The following is a 22,257-nucleotide window of genomic DNA, read 5'->3' on the forward strand; positions in this document are numbered from 1 at the left end:
TCTAAATGGTCGTTAGTGTGAAAATTACTTACACTAAAGGGCATTAATTTTAACTCAAGCCTTGAAAACTCTACTCTCAAGTACAATATCAAAGATACTAGATTTATCTCAGTATCCTTGGTTAGTAACTGAAGACTAGTTCATAGCTAGTAGAGACTGACGGCATTTAAAATAGATCGCGGACGATCTGAGAACGAAGAGATTCCAAGCACATGATTACTAAGCTGCTGACAAAGGTAATTGGCAGTCGCAATGACAGAACACTGCGCCGCCTTAGAAAAATTGTAAAAGAAATTAATAACTACGAACCAACGTTTGAAGCACTTTCTGATGAAGAGCTAAAAGCAAAAACGGTTGAGTTTCGTGAGCGCTTAGATAAAGGTGAATCGTTAGATCAACTTCTACCTGAAGCATTCGCTACGGTACGTGAAGCATCGAAGCGTGTTTACGGCATGCGTCATTTTGACGTGCAAATGATTGGTGGCATGGTTCTAAATGCTGGCCAAATTGCAGAGATGCGTACTGGTGAAGGTAAGACACTTACCGCAACCCTACCAGCTTATCTAAACGCGCTACCAAGCAAAGGTGTTCACGTAATAACGGTGAACGATTACCTAGCGAAGCGTGATGCGGAAACAAACCGCCCATTATTTGAATTCCTTGGCATGACTGTTGGCGTGAATGTGGCAAACATGGCTCCGCCAGAGAAAAAAGAAGCGTACCAAGCTGACATCCTATACGGAACAAACAACGAGTTTGGTTTTGATTACCTTCGTGACAACATGGCTTTCCGTGCTGAAGACCGAGTTCAACGTGAGCGCTTCTTTGCTGTAGTCGATGAGGTTGACTCAATCTTAATTGATGAAGCTCGTACTCCGTTAATTATCTCTGGCCCCGCTGAAGATAGTTCTGACCTTTATACGCGCATTAACACTCTAATTCCTTCTCTAGAGCGTCAAGATAAAGAAGATTCAGAAGAGTACCGTGGTGAAGGTCACTACACCATGGACGAAAAATCAAAACAGGTTCACCTGACTGAAAACGGTCAAGAATTTGTAGAAGAACTAATGGTCAAAAACGGCTTGATGGAAGAGGGTGACACACTTTACTCTCCAACCAATATCAGCCTATTGCACCATGTGAATGCTGCGCTTCGTGCACACGTATTGTTTGAGAAAAACGTCGACTACATCGTTACTGAAGAAGGCGAAGTGGTTATCGTTGATGAACATACTGGTCGTACTATGCCAGGTCGTCGTTGGTCTGAAGGTTTACACCAAGCTGTTGAAGCTAAAGAAGGTGTGAAGATTCAGAATGAAAACCAAACATTAGCATCGATCACATTCCAGAATTTCTTCCGTCTGTATGAAAAACTGTCAGGTATGACAGGTACTGCTGATACAGAAGCGTTCGAATTCCAGTCTATCTACGGCCTAGAAACGGTGGTTATCCCAACCAACAAGCCTATGGTTCGTAACGATATGCCAGATGTGGTTTATCGTACTGAAGAAGACAAGTTCAATGCGATCATTGAAGACATCAAAGACCGTGTAGCGGCTGGTCAGCCATCACTGGTTGGTACAGTTTCTATCGAGAAATCTGAACTGCTGTCTAACGCATTGAAAAAATCAAAAATTAAGCACAACGTTCTAAATGCTAAGTTTCATGAAATGGAAGCTGAGATCGTTGCACAAGCTGGTATGCCTGGTGCGGTAACTATCGCAACTAACATGGCTGGTCGTGGTACCGATATCGTGCTAGGTGGTAGCTGGCAGGCACAACTTGAGAAGATAGAGAACCCAACCAAAGAGCAGATCGAGAAGATCAAAGCTGATTGGAGAATCATCCACGATAAAGTACTTGAGTCAGGTGGTCTGCACATCATTGGCACTGAGCGTCATGAATCTCGCCGTATCGATAACCAGCTACGTGGTCGTTCTGGTCGTCAAGGTGATGCGGGTTCTTCTCGTTTCTACCTATCAATGGAAGATTCTCTGCTACGTATCTTTACGTCTGACCGTATGGCTGGTCTTATCCAAAGTGGTATGGACGAAGGCGAAGCGATTGAATCTAAGATGCTGTCTCGCTCAATTGAAAAAGCACAACGTAAAGTGGAAGGTCGTAACTTCGACATCCGTAAGCAACTTCTTGAGTACGATGATGTAGCCAATGACCAACGTAAGGTTGTTTATGAGCTACGTGATGAGCTGATGAGCTCAGATGACATCAGTGAGATGATCGAACACAACCGTGAAGATGTACTGGCGTCAGTCATTGATGAATACATCGCTCCTCAGTCTCTTGAAGACATGTGGGATATCGCAGGTCTGCAAGATCGTCTCAAGAATGATTTCGATCTAGACTTTGATATTCAAGGTTGGTTAGACGAAGACGACAAGCTTTATGAAGAAGCATTGCGTGAGCGCATTCTTGGTATGGCAGTAGATTCGTACAAACAGAAAGAAGAAGTGGTTGGTGCTCAAGTACTGCGTAACTTCGAGAAGTCTGTGATGCTACAAACGCTAGACGGCCTTTGGAAAGAGCACTTGGCTGCGATGGATCACCTTCGTCAAGGTATCCACTTACGTGGTTATGCTCAGAAGAACCCGAAACAAGAGTACAAGCGCGAGTCGTTTGAACTGTTTGAAGGCCTACTAGATGTACTGAAAACAGACGTTGTTACCATCCTTTCTAAAGTTCGCGTTCAGCAACAAGAAGAAGTTGAAAAGATGGAAGCTCAACGTCAAGCTCAAGCTGAACAAGCGGCGCGTCGTGCACAAGCACAACATGCAACGGCTGAAAACCAGCTAGCTGACGATGAAGCGGATGCGGCATCTCCACAAACGGTAGTGCGCGATGAGCGTAAAGTGGGTCGTAACGAACCATGTCCATGTGGAAGTGGCAAGAAGTACAAACAGTGTCACGGTAAAATAGACTAAGTCTGGTGAATCGTTGCTGTAACGGATGATTGCAGTGTCGGAGGTACTCACTTACTAACGTAAGCTCCGTGCCTCCTCCTTGCACTCACCACGTCACAGCTTAGCTTCACACAAACTTATTGATAAAAAGAGTCGCTTAGGCGGCTCTTTTTGTATGTGAAAATAATAAGGTTTCGATAGCGTCATCCTCGAGAGTGAGGGACGAGCGAGTAGGGGATCTTTCGAACTAACAAAAGAGTAGATTCCCTATCTAATTCGTTCCTCATTGTAGGGAATGACGCTAGGGACATGAAAGGAACATCATCATATGAAAAGAATCCACATTGTAGCTGGCATCATCTTCAATCAAGATAAGTCGCAGGTATTTATCACTAAGCGCCCAGACGATAAACACAAAGGCGGTTTTTGGGAGTTTCCAGGTGGCAAGGTTGAAGCGGGTGAAACCATTGAACAAGCAATGACTCGTGAGCTTGATGAAGAAATTGGTATCAATGTGACTGAACAGTCTCTGTTTGAACACCTTGAGTTTGATTACAGTGATAAGTCGCTTAAGTTCGATTTCATGCTTGTGACCGATTTCGAGCAACAGCCTTATGGTAAAGAAGGGCAACAAGGTGAATGGGTCGATCTTGAATCATTGAGCCAATATGCCTTCCCCGAAGCAAACGTGCCAATTTTAGAGCGAGTAATAAAAGAGTTTTCGTAATTGCTAGCCTGAGTTTGAGATTGTTGTTAGTTTAAAGAGATTAATCGAATGAACGTTACTGCGACAGATGAGCAGTGACGGTAACCAAAACAATGGAGATATTCGCAGTGGTAAGAATTGCAATTGCAGGAGCAGCTGGCCGTATGGGTCGTAACTTGGTGAAAGCCGCTCACCATAATTCAGAAGCAAGCGTTGGTGCTGGTTCAGAGCGTCCAGAATCATCTTTGGTCGGTGTTGACGTTGGCGAGTTATGCGGTGAAGGTCGTTTTGATGTGGCTCTAGTTGATGACCTTTCGAAAGCGGTTGAAGAGTTTGACGTGATTGTCGACTTTACCGCACCTGTAAGCACATTAGCGAATATTGAACTTTGTAAACGTCACGGTAAGAAACTGATCATTGGTACTACTGGTTTCTCTGAAGAAGAGAAGCAGGTTATTGATGCGGCTTCAAAAGAGATGGCTATCGTAATGGCACCGAACTATAGCGTTGGTGTGAACTTGGTTTTTAAGCTGTTAGAGAAGGCCGCTAAAGTGATGGGCGATTACTGTGATGTTGAAATCGTAGAGGCTCACCACCGTCATAAAGTCGATGCACCTTCTGGTACTGCGATTGGTATGGGCGAAGCGATCGCTGGTGCGATGGGCAATGAGCTAAACGATGTCGCTGTATGGTCACGCGAAGGCATTACGGGCGAGCGTACCAAAGATGAGATTGGTTTTGCGACAATCCGTGCCGGTGACATCATTGGCGAGCATACCGCAATGTTTGCTGATATTGGTGAGCGCGTTGAAATTACCCATAAAGCAACGGATAGAATGACCTTTGCTAATGGTGCGATAAAGGCAGCTGTTTGGCTAAATGATAAGCCAGCAGGCTTTTATACCATGACAGACGTCCTTGGTTTAAACGATCTATAAATAGATATTTATGCGCTGGCAATTGCCGGCGCTTTCTTTATTTGCCCCTTTTTTCTACTTAAACTCCTCTTGGTCACTTTCTTCTTATTCTCTAATTTTCCTGATTAGAACTGCACTTAGCTGTTATTTATCACTGCTTGGTTATTGTTTTTGATTTAAAGCTTCAAATCTATATGTTTACTCATTGTATTTATCGATTGCGTTTTATTGGTGATATTTTTGCCATCTAATGGTGGGTGAAAATGATGGGCGAAAATTAGAAAATCGTAATATTCCTATTAATTGAGTATGAAAGTTGAACTTTTGAAGCTTTGGTGGGGGAAATTGAATTAGTTCTTACAAATGTTTAATTTCTTTTGCGTTAAATGTTGACACGTATCACGCAGATCACTAAAATACCGCCAATTTGTCTAATTTCCATAAACACGCAGTTTTTGGTGTTGCAGGAAGGTAGATTTGCAAATTAAATCAATTTTAATGCATTTTTATTTCTGGAGGTTGTCTTGAAGAAGTCAGCACTACTCGTCCTAGAAGATGGGACAGTATTTCACGGTGAAGCCATTGGCGCTGTAGGTTCTGCAGTTGGTGAAGTCGTTTTTAATACCTCGATGACGGGGTACCAAGAAATCCTCACTGATCCTTCCTATTCTCAACAAATCGTTACCCTTACTTACCCTCACATTGGCAATACCGGAACCAATTCCGAAGACGAAGAATCTTCTTCAATCCACGCTCAAGGCCTTGTGATTCGCGATCTCCCTCTAATCGCTTCTAACTTCCGTAATGAACAATCCCTTTCTGATTACCTTAAGTCGCAAAACGTTGTTGGTATCGCTGATATCGATACTCGTAAGCTGACGCGTATTCTTCGTGAAAAAGGCGCACAGAACGGTTGTATCGTAGCGGGTAACAATTTAGACGAAGCTTTGGCTCTAGCTAAAGCAAAAGAATTCCCTGGCCTGAAAGGTATGGACCTTGCGAAAGAAGTTACAACAAAAGAAGCGTATCAATGGAAACAAGGTTCGTGGACGCTTACGGGTGGACTTCCTGAAGCGAAAGCAGACTCTGAATTGCCATACCACGTTGTTGCTTATGACTTCGGTGCAAAACGAAACATCCTACGAATGCTTGTTGACCGCGGCTGCCGCCTAACGGTTGTTCCTGCTGAAACTTCAGCAGAAGAAGTACTCGCTCTAAACCCAGATGGTGTTTTCCTTTCAAATGGCCCTGGTGACCCAGAACCATGTACTTACGCAATTGAAGCAACAAAAGTGTTCCTAGAAAAAGGTTTACCAATCTTTGGTATCTGTCTAGGTCACCAGATTCTTGCTCTTGCGTCAGGCGCTAAGACAGTGAAGATGAAGTTTGGTCACCACGGTGCAAACCACCCGGTTAAAGATTTAGATCGTGATGTTGTGATGATTACTTCACAAAACCACGGCTTCGCTGCTGACGAAGATACGCTTCCAGAGACATTACGAGCGACTCATAAGTCTCTATTTGATGGCTCTCTACAAGGTATCCACCGTACAGATAAGCCAGCATTTAGCTTCCAAGGTCACCCAGAAGCAAGCCCAGGTCCAGAAGATGCGGCGCCGCTATTCGACCACTTCATTGAATTAATTAAACAGCACACAGCGTAATCCGGAGTAGTAGATAATGCCAAAACGTACTGACATTAAAAGTGTTCTAATTCTAGGTGCTGGTCCGATTGTTATCGGTCAAGCATGTGAGTTTGATTACTCTGGTGCTCAAGCTTGTAAAGCACTTCGCGAAGAAGGTTACCGAGTTATTCTTGTAAACTCGAACCCTGCGACAATCATGACTGACCCAGACATGGCTGATGCGACTTACATCGAACCTATCCAATGGGAAGTGGTTCGTAACATCATCGCTAAAGAGAAGCCAGATGCAGTTCTACCGACAATGGGCGGCCAAACTGCACTTAACTGTGCGTTAGATTTAGAAAAATACGGCGTACTTGAAGAGTTCGGCGTAGAGATGATTGGCGCAACTGCTGACGCTATCGATAAAGCTGAAGACCGCTCTCGTTTTGATAAAGCAATGAAATCGATTGGTCTTGAGTGTCCAACGGCTGATACAGCGAAAACGATGGAAGAAGCTTACAAAGTTCAAGAAATGGTTGGCTTCCCTTGTATCATTCGTCCATCGTTTACGATGGGTGGTACAGGCGGTGGTATCGCTTATAACAAAGAAGAATTTGAAGAAATCTGTCGTCGTGGTTTGGACTTATCTCCAACCAACGAACTTCTAATCGATGAGTCACTTATCGGTTGGAAAGAGTACGAGATGGAAGTGGTTCGCGACAAGAACGACAACTGCATCATCGTATGTGCGATTGAAAACTTTGACCCAATGGGTATTCACACTGGTGACTCGATCACAGTGGCTCCAGCACAAACGCTGACAGACAAAGAATACCAACTAATGCGTAATGCATCTCTAGCAGTACTGCGTGAGATTGGTGTTGAAACAGGTGGTTCAAACGTACAGTTTGGTATCAACCCGAAAGATGGCCGTATGGTTATCATCGAGATGAACCCACGTGTATCTCGCTCTTCGGCACTAGCATCTAAAGCAACAGGTTTCCCAATCGCTAAGATTGCAGCGAAACTGGCTGTTGGCTTTACGCTAGACGAGCTAATGAATGACATCACTGGCGGCGCAACGCCAGCATCATTCGAACCAACAATCGACTACGTAGTAACTAAGATTCCTCGTTTTAACTTCGAGAAGTTTGCAGGTGCTAACGACCGTCTAACGACTCAAATGAAGTCGGTTGGTGAAGTTATGGCTATTGGCCGTAACCAACAAGAATCTCTACAGAAAGCACTTCGCGGTCTAGAAGTTGGCGCAACTGGTTTTGACGAAATGGTCGACCTAGATGCACCTGACGCTCTAACGACGATTCGTCATGAGCTTAAAGAAGCGGGTTCTGACCGTATTTGGTACATCGCAGATGCTTTCCGTGCTGGTATGTCAGTTGATGGTGTATTCAACCTAACGCAAATTGACCGTTGGTTCCTAGTTCAAATCGAAGACATCGTAAAACTAGAGCAAGAACTTAAAGCGAAAGGCTTTGCTGGTCTGAATAAAGACGAGCTAATGAAGCTTAAGCGTAAAGGTTTTGCTGATGCTCGCCTGTCTAAGATTCTAGGTGTGGCTGAAAGTGAAATTCGTCGTCTACGTGACCAATACGATATTCACCCAGTCTACAAGCGCGTAGATACGTGTGCGGCTGAGTTCTCTTCTGATACGGCTTACATGTACTCATCTTACGATGATGAATGTGAATCGAACCCAACAGACAAAGAGAAAATCATGATCTTAGGCGGCGGTCCAAACCGTATCGGCCAAGGTATTGAATTCGATTACTGTTGTGTACATGCATCTCTAGCACTACGTGAAGATGGCTACGAAACAATCATGGTTAACTGTAACCCTGAGACAGTTTCGACAGACTACGATACGTCTGACCGTCTGTACTTTGAACCAGTAACTCTGGAAGACGTACTAGCAATCGTTCGTGTTGAGAAGCCAAAAGGCGTTATCGTTCAGTACGGTGGTCAAACACCACTGAAACTGGCTCGTGAGCTTGAAGCTGCTGGCGTACCAATCATTGGTACTAGCCCAGACGCAATCGACCGTGCTGAAGACCGTGAGCGTTTCCAAGTTGCTGTTGACCGTCTTGGTCTTCTACAACCAGAAAATGCGACAGTAACAACAATGGAGCAAGCAGTAGAGAAATCTCGCGAAATCGGCTTCCCACTGGTTGTTCGTCCTTCTTATGTTCTTGGTGGTCGTGCGATGGAAATCGTATACGACGAGCAAGACTTACGTCGCTACTTTAACGAAGCAGTAAGTGTTTCAAACGAATCTCCAGTACTACTTGATAGCTTCCTAGATGATGCAATTGAAGTAGACGTTGATGCGATTTGTGACGGTGAGCGCGTTGTTATTGCGGGTATCATGGAGCACATCGAGCAAGCGGGTGTTCACTCAGGTGACTCAGCATGTTCGCTTCCTGCTTACACGCTAAGCCAAGAAATCCAAGACGTAATGCGTGAGCAAGTTGAAAAGCTAGCGTTCGAGTTGGGTGTTCGTGGTCTAATGAATACGCAGTTTGCTGTTAAGAACAACGAAGTGTACCTAATCGAAGTTAACCCTCGTGCAGCACGTACAGTACCGTTCGTATCGAAAGCAACAGGCGCAGCAGTCGCTAAGATTGCAGCTCGTGTTATGGCGGGTCAATCGCTAGAGTCTCAAGGCTTTACGAAAGAAATCATCCCACCATACTACTCAGTGAAAGAAGTTGTTCTTCCGTTCAACAAATTCCCTGGTGTTGACCCACTATTAGGCCCAGAAATGCGCTCTACTGGTGAAGTTATGGGTGTTGGTGCAACGTTTGCTGAAGCATACTCTAAAGCTGAATTGGGTTGTGGCAACATCTACCCAGAAGGCGGCCGTGCACTTCTTTCTGTTCGCGAAGGCGACAAAGAGCGTGTTGTTGACCTAGCATCTAAGCTATCTAAGCTTGGTTACCAGCTAGACGCAACACACGGTACTGCAGTTATCCTTGGCGAAGCGGGTATCAACCCACGTCTAGTAAACAAGGTACACGAAGGTCGTCCTCACATTCTTGACCGTATCAAGAACAACGAGTACACGTACATCGTGAACACTGCAGCTGGCCGTCAAGCGATTGAAGATTCTAAAGTTCTTCGTCGTGGCGCACTGGCTGAGAAAGTGAACTACACGACTACGCTAAACGCTGCATTCGCGACTTGTATGGCGCACACTGCAGACGCGAAAACGTCAGTAACTTCAGTTCAAGAGCTACACGCACAAGTTAAAGCTTCTCAAGCTTAATTGACTCACGTGTATCGCTGTTAAGCGGATATAAATGCTCAAAGCCCACTCTTCGGAGTGGGCTTTTTTATGTCTGTCATCTGATGAAAATCTGGTAATGGCTAAATGATGAAAATTTGGAATAGGTTACAATCTTGTGTTTCGTTGTTGATTGTTTGCTCGCGGTGGTAAGTTGTCGCTACACGAGAATTTAAGGCGTTGGGTATATGGAAATCACTCTAGAAATATTGGCTATCTTGTTTGTTGTTGCAACGGCGGCAGGCTTTATTGATGCAATGGCTGGCGGTGGTGGGTTGTTGACTCTACCTGCATTGCTAGCGGCCGGAGTGCCACCAACGCAAGCACTGGCAACCAACAAACTTCAAAGCTCATTTGGTAGTTTTTCTGCCAGTTGGTATTTCGTTCGCAACGGTATCGTTAGTATTAAAGAGATGCGCCTCGCGATCTTTTGTACTTTTATTGGCTCTGCAATTGGCGCCGAGTTAGTCCAGCACATTGATGCGAGTTTACTGACTAGCGTGATACCGCTGCTGCTTATCGCTATCTCTCTTTATTTCCTGTTAGCACCCCAAACTAGAGCGTCTGAAGGAAAGCAGAAGATCTCTGAGGCGATGTTTGCTTTGTGTATTGGTGGCGGTGTTGGCTTCTACGATGGCTTTTTTGGCCCAGGAACAGGTTCAATTTTCACGGTATGTTTTGTCGCTATCGGCCACTTCTCATTAGTGGATGCAACGGCACGCACCAAGATACTTAACTTCACATCGAATATAGCCGCATTGATCTTCTTTATTTTGGCTGGCTTGCCAATTTGGGAATTAGGATTAGTAATGGCAGTTGGTGGTTTTATGGGCGCTCAACTTGGCGCTAAAGTCGTGGTGACAAAAGGGCAGAAATGGATTCGCCCTCTTGTGATCGTGATGTCGATGTTAATGGCCTCTAAACTGCTTTGGGAACAGCATCAACAATGGATTCTATCAGTATTTTAACTCGCGGAGATTGATAGCTGTTCGGCCTTACACAGATATGAATAGGTCGAATTAATCCCTCTAACTCTGGAAAGCTAAACAGGTATTGAGGCTCAATATTGAGTGTCTTTACGATAGAGAGCGGGATCAAAGCCGGCCCTGTCCCACCCAACGCTAACTGAGCTGCTGCGGTGTAGGCATCCATCTCCATCAAGGGTTTGATGCCGAACTTTTCAAGCACAGATAACTGATACGAGTTTGCTGGATTGGTCATATCGTTAGTGATGACCATTGGAGGAAGCTCCGTTAACGGCGACTTACTTACTATGTAAAACGGCTCATCAAACAGGTGGAATGTCATCAACCCATGATGCGGCGGTAGTAAACCAGCACACAACCCCAAGGTCGCCTTACCAGACTGCACTCGCTCGATAATTCTTGGTGTATGGTTAGTGGTGATGGTGATGTATTTATCTTGCTGGATAAATTTCCCCATCATTTCACCTAGATAACCTGCGATCAGCGACTTAGAGCTATCTAAAGTGATGAGAGTGGTATCTTCCAACTCTTGCTGTTCATAAATAAGCCCTCTAAGTTCATTGAATGCGGGGCCAATACTCTCGATGAGCGCGATCGCATCCGGCGTCAGTTTTATCTGTCGGCCACTTGGTTCTATGAGTTTCTTACCTAGCTTCTTCTCTAAATTCGCAATCCGTTTGCTGACCGCCGATTGGCTGATATAAAGCAAACTGCCGGTGCGGCTCATGGTCTTTGCTTTGCTCAACACCAATAGAGTTTCGATTCCTTCGAGTAACATTGAGTGATATTCATGAAAGTTGGGAATGATTGAACCAAGTTACCTTAAACGCCATTCATTCTCTAGTCTGAGCTCATAGATATTAAATAAGCTAGGTTCTTTCAACTAGGCTCGCGATGCGTTGCCCAAAATAGAAAGCGGTTTTAAGGTCATTACTATGGATGTGATTATTGGTGCTCTCAGCCGTCTGATCATCACTGGCGACCAAACCAATACTGGAACCGGTACGATTCAAACCTAAGTCATCGATATGCTTTGAGATATCAAGCCCTGCCCAAACCATGCCATGCTGACAAGCCAGAGTGAAAAAACTTAACAAGGTTTGTTGTTGCTCACCGTTCAGGCTACCACCAGTAGTGAAACCTGCAGCGAGCTTATTTCGCCATGCTTTCTTACAGTAGGTATCACTGCTCGCATCCATAAAGCTTTTAAACTGTGCGGCTGGTGAGCCCATGTAAGTAGGAGCGCCAAAGATAATCGCATCACAATTGTTTAATGCGTTGAGCTTGCCGTCATTGTCATACCTTCCTTCGACTATTTCAGACGAGAGGACTTCAATGAGCAGTGCTGAGCCAGGTTGTTGAGTGTTAATACCTTCAGCGATTGTCTCAGCGACTTGCTTGGTCGCTCCATTCTTAGAGAAGAAAACAATGCCTACTTTATTGATACTCATCTTGAACTCCCTTTTACCAATGTTAGTAAATAAATTAGTTTATAAAGTTGTTTGTTTATTAATATAGCCTGTGAATTGGATAAGTAAACAAAAAAGATTACCAACCTAGTAATGAATGAGCTAACTAGAGTGTGAGGAAAGGAGGGGATCTTTGAATAATGGAAATAGAGGAGATAAGTGATTTGAAAGCGAATTAAAAAAGGCTCCTTTGCGGAGCCTATTTCTATTTTGTAACGCTAGCCTATTTGATAGCGAAGGTTGGCAATGACAAGTGCCAGCGAATAGCGCCAAGCCTAATCAATAGTGTCGTGAACACGCCAGCTAAAAAGGCAGTTTCTGAGTCGTGCCCCATGGTAATTGCCATGGTATGGAAAGCGCCGCCAATGATACAAGCAGTTGCGTAGACTTCACTTCTTAGGATCATTGGGACTTCACGAGCAAGTACGTCGCGGATAATGCCGCCACCACAGCCAGTAATTACGCCCATGATAATAGCAACCAATGCAGAATCTTGATAAATCAGTGCTTTCTCAACACCAATGCCAACAAACACCGCTAAGCCTATCGCATCACATACTGGCAGGATCCACCAGGCCAGACGCTTTGGACGCCTTACTATAATCATGGTCAGCAAACATGTGGTGATGATGACCCAAAGGTAGGTGGTATCGGTGATCCAAAACACAGGAGTTGCACCCAATGCCATGTCACGAATTGTACCGCCGCCAATAGCGGTTACGCTACCTAAAACGGCGACACCAAAGGGATCCATCTTAAGACGGCCAGCGACAAATACGCCTGAGACAGCAAAAATGGCAGTGCCAAATAAATCGATAATATAAAGCAGCATGGAGTCCATGATACTGGTGCTCTTATGGTTGAAATTGTAGGGACAGGTCGGTGGCGAATTGTACGAAAAAACGCAGCAAATAGTTAGTGATTTTGCCTAGCTCTATCGAAGAAATCGCATACTTGTTGGATCGCTTTCAAAGTTCTCGTCGTCGGGCGATTAATCCAGTCAGAGTTGAGTGACCAAATCTGATTTTGAGCGACTGCTGGGATCTCGTCCTCCCAAGTTTGCCACATGGTTCCATTCTCAATTGCATGCTGAGAAGTGAAGATCACTTGCGGTTTTCTTAACACAACTTGTTCAATACCAACTTGCGGGTAAGGAGAAGCACTGTCTTCGAAAATATTGTGGCCACCACAAAACTCAAACACCTCACTTGGCCAGTGCCCTTGAGCAACAGTGATGATCGGCTTCTCACTGAGCTGATAAAAGTAGTCTACGGGTTCGGCATCTTTATATTTTAGTCTCAATGCGTTGAGTTGCTCTTTGTATTGCTTGGCATTGTTTTCCCCAATACTCGGATCACTGGAGTATTGGCTGAGTTGTTCAATATTGGTCGCAATGCTGTCTAGACTTTTGGTTTTCGAGTAGTAAATATTAAATCCAAATTGCTCTAGTTTCGCGAGTTCTCTTGGTGGATTCCCAGCAGGCCATGCGAGAATCAAATCAGGTTGCAGTGCGATGATCTTCTCAACCTTGATGCCTTGGTAATTAGCCACTTTCTCTAGCTTGTCAGCTTGTGGTGGATAATCACTTCGCTCACTCACCGCAATCAAGTTATCACCTAAACCCGCGCTGTAGGCGAGCTCTGTGGCGTGAGGAGCAAGGCTGATGACGCGCTCGGCAGTCGCGACTTCTGTTGCGAGAGAAGTGGGTGTCCATAAACAAAAGCTGAGACTTAACGTGAGAGCGGTACATCGTGTAATGAGTTGAGAGGGTTTCACTTTAAATCCCTTGGTGAATAATGAGTAAGGCTAGGCTTTGTAAGAATATCCAAATCGCGATGCGACCAAAAAGCAGCTTTTGAACCTGAGATAAGTGCAGCGCTGAAGGTGCGATTCTGCCGCCTAATTTTGCTCGAATGGCTTTGGTATTGTCGTAAATAGCAGGACCGCCCAGTGACAGCTCAAGCTTGTTGCCGACAGCGGTAATCAACCATGCTGGGCCGGGTAATGGCCAAGAGCGACTCTGAACGAGCATCATTTTGAACGTGTGAGACGCTTTATCACCACATACAATCATCAAGGCAAACAATCGCATTGGTATAAATTCTAGGATAGCGACGGTCTTGATTGCCGTTGATCCAAATGGAGAGAACTGCTTACGGCTTGGTGACCACGCTCGCGCTAATTCGACAATCAGGCGATACATTAAAGCGACGATTCCACCACCAATGGCGTACCAGAACAATACACAAACCACATTACGAGCGTAACCCATGATGATCGTTTCAGCAGCGGCTTTGCCAAGCCCAAGTGATGACAGTGATTCAGTTTGACGATTAACAATAGGTGCCAATAACTGGCGAGCTGTGGCTTTATCTTCTCGGCCAAGAGCTTTGATCAACTGATTAGCCAGCTTTTCATTGTTACGCCAATCAATAGCGAGTAACAACAGCGCTAATTCAAACAGTTGTGATTGCCAAACCAGTGGCTGCAGTGCCAATAGAATAACCAGAGTCGGCAAGACCATTAACCCCCAAGCTAAAGTGCCTGAGATTAAGCTTTGGGAATAATTTTGATTGTTATTAACCTTGGTTGCTAAAAGTTCAGCAAACTTATGCCATAAGGTCGTGGGATGTGCGGCATGGGGGATAGGTAAAATTAAATGAAAAAGCAGTGCTCCCCACATTACAAGGAGCACGCCATTTGCAAATACCTGATCAAACAGTGTTTGCATGTCTAGTCGCTTACTTTAGTAGGGCAACCATCTTGATAACCATCTCAGAAGAGCTTTGCGCTGCAAGTGGCAGGAACTCTTCGAAGCTCATTGGTGATTCTTTGTCTGCAACGTCAGAGATTGCACGAACAACCACGAATGGTATTTGGAATTGGTGACAAGCTTGAGCGATAGCCGATGCTTCCATCTCTACAGCAACTACTGATGGGAAGTGCTTACGGATGAACTCTTGGCGTTCAGCGGTGCAAACAAATGCGTCGCCAGTACAAATAAGACCGCGAACGGCGTGCTTATCTTCCATTTGTGATAGAGCTTGTTCAGCAACAGCCATCAGTTTGTCGTCAGCTTTGAACGCTGCAGGTTGACCTGCCATTTGGCCGATTTCGTAACCGAAAGCTGTAACGTCTGCATCGTGGTGACGAACTTCAGTAGAGATAACGACATCGCCAAGGTTCAGCGTTGAATCAAAACCGCCAGCAGAGCCAGTGTTTAATACTACATCTGGTTGGTATTCGCTTAGTAGAATTGAAGTACCAACAGCCGCTGCTACTTTACCAATGCCTGATTGAAGCAATACAACATCAACACCATTTAGCTGACCAGAGAAAAAGGTACAACCGCCTTTATTAACTTCAGTAATGTCTGAAATTGCTGCTTTTAGGATCGCAACTTCTTGCTCCATTGCGCCAATGATGCCGATTTTCATGTGTAGTCTCTTAATAAAAATTATTTAAACAGTAGAGCGAAATTGTAGCATGGAAGAGAAGTGTCGAGCGACTGCCCAGAAGCACTTCTCATCCGAATACAGACGATTTATCTGTGTATTCTTTTATCTATTTGATTAAGCCTTCGCTTTTCAAGCTAGCACGAAGTTGATCCGCTCGTTTTCGGTTGACGCCAAAGTCAGAATGGCCAGTGCGAGACTCTGAACGCACGATCAGTTTACCATCAGTGATCTTAAGTTCTAAGTCATCGACAAAGCGCATGATACGCGAGGTGCATTCAACACGTAGGTAGTCTTCCGTTTTACTGGCTGTTTTTGCGCCCGGTAAGGTCAGCGCAACCTGCTCAATCGCATCTAAGTTTGCTGAATCTGATAACTCAAACGAGGCCAATGCATGCTGTTCACGGTCATCTTGAGTTGAAACGCAGTTTGGTTTGTCTCCACAAGGTGATGAAGTTCTGTCTTTCATGTCCGTGATTCCTTGGCTGCAAGCGGTTAGAGTTAAAAGAGATATAGAGAGGAGAGCTGCTTTTTTCATCGTGATTCCTATGGCGTTTTAGTTCTAATTATAGTTATCGGCTTGTTTGCGATTGTTTTACGTATTTTCGTTATGCTTGTGATAAACGTATCTAATTCAAAAAAGGATCCATGATTGGATCCTTTTTTTATAGTAACGAGCTGAGTAATAAAGGAAACCCTATACCAATCACACTTCTAGGTAATCCAAGATCCCTTCTGCGGCTTTACGGCCTTCATCGATAGCGGTCACTACTAAATCAGATCCTCGAACCGCATCGCCACCTGCAAAGATCTTGCTGTTGGTGGTTTGGTATTGAAACTCTTGTTTGCCAGGAGCTTTGATACGACCCCATTGGTCGAGCTCTACACCAAATGGTTCTAGCCACTCCATTGCATGAGGTTGGAAACCAAATGCCATGATAACGGCGTCTGCTTCAAGAACATGCTCACTGCCTTCTACGGGTTCTGGGCGACGACGACCTGCGTCATCGGGTTCACCTAGCGCCGTTTTCACCACTTTGACGCCAGTCACATGGCCTGATGAATCAGTTTCCAATGCTAATGGCTGAAGGTTGAACATGAACTTCACGCCTTCTTCTTTTGCATTCTTCACCTCACGGCGAGAGCCTGGCATGTTTGCTTCATCTCGGCGATAAGCACAAACAACATTAGCAGCGTGTTGACGAATAGACGTTCGGACACAGTCCATCGCGGTATCACCACCACCAAGCACAACCACTTTCTTGTCTTTCATGTCGATGAATGGCGTTGGGTTATCCAGTTCCATGACCTTGTAGGTATTGGAAACAAGGAAGGGTAGGGCATCATAAACGCCCGGTGCTTCTTCGTTGTCTAACCCTGCACGCATATTTTTATAGGTGCCGACACCCAAGAAAACAGCATCATAGTCATCGACTAATTGTTGCAGCTGAACGTCTTTACCGACTTCGGTATTCATTTTAAATTCGACACCCATTCCACTAAAGATACGGCGACGGTTTTCCATGATGCCTTTCTCAAGTTTGAACGATGGGATACCAAACGTCAGCAGGCCACCTATCTCAGGGTAGCGGTCAAATACCACGGCCTTCACACCGTTTCGAACTAAGATATCAGCAGCAGCAAGACCTGCTGGGCCTGCGCCGATGATAGCGACTTTTTTGTCGGTCCATTCAACGTGAGACATGTCTGGCTTCCAGCCCATCTCAAACGCTTTGTCATTGATGTATTTTTCAATGTTGCCGATGGTTACTGCGCCGAAATCATCATTGAGGGTACAAGATCCCTCGCACAGTCGATCTTGAGGACAAACTCGTCCACACACCTCAGGCAAGCTGTTGGTTTGGTGGGACAGTTCAGCCGCTTCGATAATGCGTCCTTCATTGGCAAGCTTAAGCCACTGAGGGATGTAGTTATGGACTGGACATTTCCATTCACAGTAAGGATTACCACAGTCTAGACAGCGGTCAGCTTGCGCCTTGGCTTGTTGCTTAGTGAAAGGTTCGTAGATCTCTACAAACTCAATCTTACGTATCTTGATTGGCTTCTTCGCTGGGTCTACGCGATTCACATCAATAAATTGGTATACATTCTGGCTCATTATTGGCTCCTTCCAATTATTGCGCTTGAACACGAAGTTCAGCAGAGCTACGGCTTTGGTGACCGAGCAAGGTGTTAAGATCCGCCGTCTTTGGCTTCACTAGGTAGAACTTCGGAATCCATTCATCAAAGTTCGCCAGAATAGCTTCAGCGTGTACTGAGCCTGTTTCTTCTAAGTGTTCTGCAATTAAGCCACGCAGATGTTCTTGGTGGATAAATAGGTCAGACAGAGAAAGTGCCTCGACCGACTCGTTGTTCACACGGCCTTGGAAGTCTTCGTTTTTGTCCATCACATAAGCAAAACCACCTGTCATACCGGCGCCGAAGTTCACTCCGGTTGCGCCAAGAATGGCTACAATACCGCCTGTCATGTATTCACAAGCGTTGTCACCTGCACCTTCAATCACAGCAACGGTACCTGAGTTGCGTACGCCAAATCGCTCGCCTGCAGTACCCGCAGCGAACAACTTGCCTCCGGTTGCGCCATACAAGCAGGTATTGCCGATGATGGTCGCTTCGTTACAAGTAAATGCGGTGCCTTGGTGAGGCTTGATAACCACTTTGCCGCCAGCCATGCCTTTGCCAACATAGTCATTAGCATCACCTGTTAGGTAAAGCTCTACGCCACCTGCGTTCCAAACTGCAAAAGACTGACCTGCGGTACCGTCGAGATATAACTTGATTGGTGAACCTGCCATCCCTTGGTTGCCGTATCGCTTAGCAATTTCACCAGAGATACGAGCGCCAATCGAGCGGTCTGTGTTGATCACGTTGTAGTAAAGGCTGGTGGATTGACGTTTCTCAATTGCATCGAGTGCATCATCAAGGATCTGTTGGTTGAGTTGCGCCTTATCAAACGGTGCGTTTGGCTCGGTCCAAAATAGTGGGTGACCCTCTGGAGAAACAGGAGCTTCCAATATCGAAGAGAGATCGAGTTTACTTTGTTTCGCCGTGAGGCCTTGAACGGCTTCAAGCAAATCAGTACGACCAATCAGATCAGTAAGTTTTTCTACGCCAAGTTCTGCAAGGTATTGGCGAACTTCATCGGCTAGGCCGATAAAGTAGTTCACCACCATGTCTGGTAGGCCTTTGAAGTATTCGCGGCGTAGGGTTTCATCTTGAGTCGCCACACCCGTTGCACAGTTATTTAGGTGACAAATTCTTAAGAACTTACAACCCATTGCGACCATTGGTGCAGTACCAAAACCAAAGCTTTCAGCGCCTAGAATCGCGCCTTTAATGACGTCGAGGCCGGTTTTTAAACCACCATCGACTTGCAGGCGGATCTTATGACGAAGCCCGTTAGCAACCAGTGCTTGCTGAGTTTCGGCTAAGCCAAGCTCCCAAGGACAACCTGCGTATTTCACTGAAGTCAGCGGGCTTGCCGCGGTACCGCCGTCGTAACCGGAGATCGTAATCAAGTCGGCATAAGCTTTCGCTACACCCGTAGCAATGGTGCCTACACCCGGTTCAGATACTAACTTCACTGAAACCAAGGCTTTAGGGTTAACTTGCTTAAGGTCGAAAATCAGCTGCGCCAGATCTTCGATAGAATAAATATCGTGATGTGGAGGAGGAGAGATCAGAGTAACGCCTTGAACTGAGTATCTCAGCTTAGCGATTTCTGCGGTGACTTTATGACCCGGTAGCTGACCGCCTTCTCCTGGCTTCGCACCTTGCGCGACTTTGATTTGTAGAACATCCGCATTGGTTAAGTAATGTGGTGTCACGCCAAAACGACCGGAAGCTATCTGTTTGATGCGCGAGTTACGATCTGTCCCAAAGCGTCGTGGATCTTCACCGCCTTCACCAGAGTTAGAATAACCACCTAAGCGGTTCATCGCCATGGCCAGCGCTTCATGAGCTTCTGGGCTCAAGGCACCAATCGACATAGCCGCAGAGTCGAAGCGCTTAAAGAGATCGCTACTCGGCTCTACTTGCTCTAGAGGCAGAGGTTGATCGGCTTTTTTGAGGCTCATTAAGTCGCGTAGCATAGCAGCTGGACGAGCATTAACTTGCTTCGCAAAAGATTGATAATCCGATGTTTCACCTGTCTTTACGGCGGTTTGCAAGGTACTGACTACGTCTGGGTTGTAGGCGTGGTATTCGCCGCCATGTACGTATTTGAGTAAGCCACCATGTTCCAGTGGTTTACGCTTAGTCCATGCTTTACGAGATAGATTATAGATATCTTGTTGGAAGTCGCTAAAGCTAGCGCCTTGGATACGAGTCGTTACGCCACGGAAACACAAATCAACGACATCGGTATGTAAACCGACTGCCTCAAATAACTGCGAGCAGCGATACGAAGCAATTGTCGAGATACCCATCTTCGACATGATCTTATACAGACCTTTGTTGATGCCGTTTTGGTAATTTTGCAATGCAGTGCGATAGTCTTTATCTAATGAACCATCGTCCAACATTTTGCCTAGAGCTTCATAAGCGAGGTATGGGTAAACCGCGGTTGCGCCGAAGCCTAGTAGTACGGCAAATTGGTGTGGGTCACGTGCGGTTGCTGTTTCAACAACGATGTTAGCATCACAACGTAGGTTGGTGTCTGCGAGTCTAGTTTGCACCGCACCGACCGCCATGGCTGCTGGAACGGGTAGCTTACCTTTCTCTAAATCTTTGTCTGAAAGCACAACCAAAACGGCGCCGTCACGTACATCTTGAACCGCACGATCACACAAGTCGTTGATGGCTTGTTCGAGATCTTTTTCTGCTGGATCATAATGCATGCTAAGAATCGTATGACCATAATGCTTTTGATTTAATTGCAGAAGTTGCTGCATATCAGAATAGAGCAGAACGGGTGAATCAAACGTCACACGGTAAGCATGCCCATCGGTTTCACAGAACACATTCATCTCTTGGCCGATACTGGTTGCCAGAGACATCACGTGTTTTTCACGCAAAGGGTCAATCGGTGGGTTGGTGACTTGAGCAAACTTCTGACGGAAATAGTCGGTGATGAGGCGCTCTTTAGAAGACAGCACTGCCATTGGCGTATCGTCACCCATAGAACCGACCGCTTCTTGCCCCATGTCACCGAGTACACGCAATACTTGGTCTGACTCTTCGTTGCTCATTGCAAACTGTTTTTGATAGGTCTTTAGGGTGTCATCATCAAAATTACGTTTACCGACTTGGTCATCTGCTAGTGCTGAAAACGGTGTTAATTTGTGAACGTTCTTATCCATCCACTCTTTATACGGGTGGCGGCCTTTAAGATCATTGTCGATCTCGTTCGATTGCCATAGCTTACCGCGACGCGTATCAATAACGAGTAATTCACCAGGGCCAACACGTCCTTTCTCTGCCACTTCGTCTGGCGCATAATTCCAGATACCGACTTCAGATGCCAAGGTGATTAGGTTGTCTTTTGTGATCACATAGCGAGCAGGGCGTAATCCGTTTCTGTCGAGGTTACATGCAGCATAACGGCCGTCAGACAGTACGATACCCGCAGGGCCATCCCACGGTTCCATGTGTTTTGAGTTGAAATCGTAAAAGGCACGAAGCTCAGGATCCATGTCTGGGTGGTTTTGCCAAGCGGGCGGCACAAGCATACGCATCGCTCGGAACACATCCATACCACCGGCAAGGAATAGATCGAGCATGTTGTCTAAGCTTGAGGAGTCTGATCCTGTCTCATTCACAAAAGGTGCGGCCGTTTGTAAATCGGGCAGCAGCGGTGAAGAGAATTTATAGGCGCGAGCCTTAGCCCATTGACGGTTGCCTTCAATGGTATTGATCTCACCATTGTGCGCCAAATAACGGAACGGTTGAGCCAATGGCCAACGCGGTTGTGTGTTGGTTGAAAAGCGCTGGTGGAACAGACATATGGCTGATTCCATACGTAAGTCAGCAAGATCGAGGTAAAATCGCGGAAGATCGGCGGGCATACACAAGCCTTTGTAGACCATGACTTGTGTCGACAGGCTACAAATATAGAAATCTTTGTCTTCGGTGATCTGCTTTTCGATTCGACGGCGAGCGATATAAAGGCGTCGTTCAATATCGCGTTCACGCCAGCCCGCAGGGGCCGAGATAAACACTTGTTGAATATTGGGAACAGAATCTTTGGCGATTGGGCCTAAAACATCGGTGTTGGTTGGCACGACACGCCAGCCCGCTACGGTTAAAGTCTCTTGAGCGAGTTCTTTATTGACGATGTCTTGCGCCGATTGCGCTTTGATTGGGTCTTGGCTGAAAAAAATCATGCCGACAGCGTATTGTTTGCCGAGCTTGAAGTTATTCTCTTCAGCAATAATTCTGAGATAAGAGTCGGGCTTCTGTAGCAATAAGCCACAGCCATCTCCGGTTTTACCATCCGCGGCGATACCACCACGGTGTGTCATGCGATCGAGGGCTGAAATAGCAGTTCGTACCAACTTATGACTCGGTTGGCCTTCCATTTGCGCTATTAAACCAAATCCACAGTTGTCTTTTTCAAGACTAGGATCATATAGAGCCATTGCAATTCTCCCTTTTGCTTCGCTGTCATCCAGACAGTAAATGACTAACTATTCATGTACTTGTTATTTTTTATGAACTTATAGTTTGTTTTTAGCTAGCTAAAACGTTATTGGTTGTGTTAACAAAACCGATTGGTTTTATTTTCATCAGCTTTACAACGTATAGCTAATTGTGTTTAAGGTCAAGTTCATGGTTAATTATCATGTGTAAACGCGATTAGCCACGTAATAATCTAAAATACTCGATGAAGATCAATGAGATATAAAAGCTAGATGTT

At 45.6% G+C, this 22,257-nt stretch carries 15 protein-coding genes; 6 read left to right on the plus strand and 9 right to left on the minus strand.

What is annotated here, in order from left to right:
• The first annotated feature begins 212 nt into the window (after positions 1-212).
• The 6 genes from secA to QWZ07_RS24785 all read left to right on the plus strand — a co-directional run bounded on the left by secA (position 213) and on the right by QWZ07_RS24785 (position 10,438).
• Positions 213-2,939 (plus strand): preprotein translocase subunit SecA, encoded by a 2,727-nt coding sequence (gene secA, locus QWZ07_RS24760; protein ID WP_017109275.1) that lies wholly within the window; start codon positions 213-215, stop codon positions 2,937-2,939.
• A gap of 307 nt (positions 2,940-3,246) precedes the next feature.
• Entirely contained in the window at positions 3,247-3,645 is a 399-nt protein-coding gene (gene mutT, locus QWZ07_RS24765; protein ID WP_192853821.1) for an 8-oxo-dGTP diphosphatase MutT, read from the plus strand.
• A 92-nt stretch (positions 3,646-3,737) separates the two neighbouring features.
• Positions 3,738-4,562: a 4-hydroxy-tetrahydrodipicolinate reductase gene (gene dapB, locus QWZ07_RS24770; protein WP_017106812.1), complete on the plus strand. Its 825-nt coding sequence runs from the start codon at positions 3,738-3,740 to the stop codon at positions 4,560-4,562.
• Between the two features lie 503 nt (positions 4,563-5,065).
• Entirely contained in the window at positions 5,066-6,205 is a 1,140-nt protein-coding gene (carA, locus tag QWZ07_RS24775) for a glutamine-hydrolyzing carbamoyl-phosphate synthase small subunit (RefSeq protein WP_017109272.1), read from the plus strand.
• Positions 6,206-6,221: 16 nt separating this feature from the next.
• Positions 6,222-9,452, plus strand: a complete 3,231-nt coding sequence (carB, locus tag QWZ07_RS24780; RefSeq protein ID WP_004734974.1) for a carbamoyl-phosphate synthase large subunit — start codon at positions 6,222-6,224, stop codon at positions 9,450-9,452.
• A gap of 206 nt (positions 9,453-9,658) precedes the next feature.
• Positions 9,659-10,438, plus strand: a complete 780-nt coding sequence (locus QWZ07_RS24785; RefSeq protein WP_009848394.1) for a TSUP family transporter — start codon at positions 9,659-9,661, stop codon at positions 10,436-10,438.
• Here QWZ07_RS24785 and QWZ07_RS24790 read toward each other — a convergent pair.
• The 9 genes from QWZ07_RS24790 to gltB form a co-directional block, all read right to left on the minus strand.
• Entirely contained in the window at positions 10,389-11,234 is an 846-nt protein-coding gene (locus QWZ07_RS24790) for a LysR family transcriptional regulator (RefSeq protein WP_017102972.1), read from the minus strand. The genes QWZ07_RS24785 and QWZ07_RS24790 overlap by 50 nt on opposite strands.
• A gap of 91 nt (positions 11,235-11,325) precedes the next feature.
• Positions 11,326-11,907 carry a flavodoxin family protein gene (locus tag QWZ07_RS24795; protein WP_192853822.1) on the minus strand — a complete coding sequence of 194 codons (582 nt, stop codon included), beginning with the start codon at positions 11,905-11,907 and terminating at the stop codon, positions 11,326-11,328.
• Positions 11,908-12,148: 241 nt separating this feature from the next.
• Complete coding sequence (locus tag QWZ07_RS24800) at positions 12,149-12,766, minus strand: TRIC cation channel family protein (RefSeq protein ID WP_017100513.1); 618 nt, start codon at positions 12,764-12,766, stop codon at positions 12,149-12,151.
• Between the two features lie 74 nt (positions 12,767-12,840).
• Positions 12,841-13,701: a vitamin B12 ABC transporter substrate-binding protein BtuF gene (btuF, locus tag QWZ07_RS24805; protein WP_065105613.1), complete on the minus strand. Its 861-nt coding sequence runs from the start codon at positions 13,699-13,701 to the stop codon at positions 12,841-12,843.
• A gap of 1 nt (position 13,702) precedes the next feature.
• The gene (locus QWZ07_RS24810; RefSeq protein ID WP_192853823.1) at positions 13,703-14,656 is read right to left on the minus strand and encodes a cobalamin biosynthesis family protein; all 954 of its coding nucleotides are present in this window, start codon (positions 14,654-14,656) and stop codon (positions 13,703-13,705) included.
• 10 nt (positions 14,657-14,666) lie between these two features.
• Positions 14,667-15,362: a 5'-methylthioadenosine/S-adenosylhomocysteine nucleosidase gene (gene mtnN / locus QWZ07_RS24815; RefSeq protein WP_192853824.1), complete on the minus strand. Its 696-nt coding sequence runs from the start codon at positions 15,360-15,362 to the stop codon at positions 14,667-14,669.
• Between the two features lie 127 nt (positions 15,363-15,489).
• On the minus strand, positions 15,490-15,918 hold the full coding sequence (locus QWZ07_RS24820; protein WP_192853825.1) for a DUF1499 domain-containing protein: 429 nt from the start codon (positions 15,916-15,918) through the stop codon (positions 15,490-15,492).
• Between the two features lie 168 nt (positions 15,919-16,086).
• Positions 16,087-17,499, minus strand: coding sequence for an FAD-dependent oxidoreductase (locus QWZ07_RS24825; RefSeq protein WP_192853826.1), 1,413 nt, complete (start codon positions 17,497-17,499; stop codon positions 16,087-16,089).
• Positions 17,500-17,515: 16 nt separating this feature from the next.
• Positions 17,516-21,979: a glutamate synthase large subunit gene (gene gltB / locus QWZ07_RS24830; protein WP_192853827.1), complete on the minus strand. Its 4,464-nt coding sequence runs from the start codon at positions 21,977-21,979 to the stop codon at positions 17,516-17,518.
• Between the last annotated feature and the right edge of the window lie 278 nt (positions 21,980-22,257).

Source organism: Vibrio lentus (assembly GCF_030409755.1).
Taxonomy (GTDB): domain Bacteria; phylum Pseudomonadota; class Gammaproteobacteria; order Enterobacterales; family Vibrionaceae; genus Vibrio; species Vibrio lentus.

Coding starts and splice junctions, on each gene's coding strand:
- secA (WP_017109275.1), top strand. CDS start 213: ATGATTACTAAGCTGCTGACAAAGGTAATTGGCAGTCGCAATGACAGA.
- mutT (WP_192853821.1), top strand. CDS start 3,247: ATGAAAAGAATCCACATTGTAGCTGGCATCATCTTCAATCAAGATAAG.
- dapB (WP_017106812.1), top strand. CDS start 3,738: ATGGAGATATTCGCAGTGGTAAGAATTGCAATTGCAGGAGCAGCTGGC.
- carB (WP_004734974.1), top strand. CDS start 6,222: ATGCCAAAACGTACTGACATTAAAAGTGTTCTAATTCTAGGTGCTGGT.
- QWZ07_RS24785 (WP_009848394.1), top strand. CDS start 9,659: ATGGAAATCACTCTAGAAATATTGGCTATCTTGTTTGTTGTTGCAACG.
- QWZ07_RS24790 (WP_017102972.1), bottom strand. CDS start 11,234: ATGTTACTCGAAGGAATCGAAACTCTATTGGTGTTGAGCAAAGCAAAG.
- QWZ07_RS24795 (WP_192853822.1), bottom strand. CDS start 11,907: ATGAGTATCAATAAAGTAGGCATTGTTTTCTTCTCTAAGAATGGAGCG.
- QWZ07_RS24800 (WP_017100513.1), bottom strand. CDS start 12,766: ATGGACTCCATGCTGCTTTATATTATCGATTTATTTGGCACTGCCATT.
- QWZ07_RS24810 (WP_192853823.1), bottom strand. CDS start 14,656: ATGCAAACACTGTTTGATCAGGTATTTGCAAATGGCGTGCTCCTTGTA.
- mtnN (WP_192853824.1), bottom strand. CDS start 15,362: ATGAAAATCGGCATCATTGGCGCAATGGAGCAAGAAGTTGCGATCCTA.
- QWZ07_RS24820 (WP_192853825.1), bottom strand. CDS start 15,918: ATGAAAAAAGCAGCTCTCCTCTCTATATCTCTTTTAACTCTAACCGCT.
- QWZ07_RS24825 (WP_192853826.1), bottom strand. CDS start 17,499: ATGAGCCAGAATGTATACCAATTTATTGATGTGAATCGCGTAGACCCA.
- gltB (WP_192853827.1), bottom strand. CDS start 21,979: ATGGCTCTATATGATCCTAGTCTTGAAAAAGACAACTGTGGATTTGGT.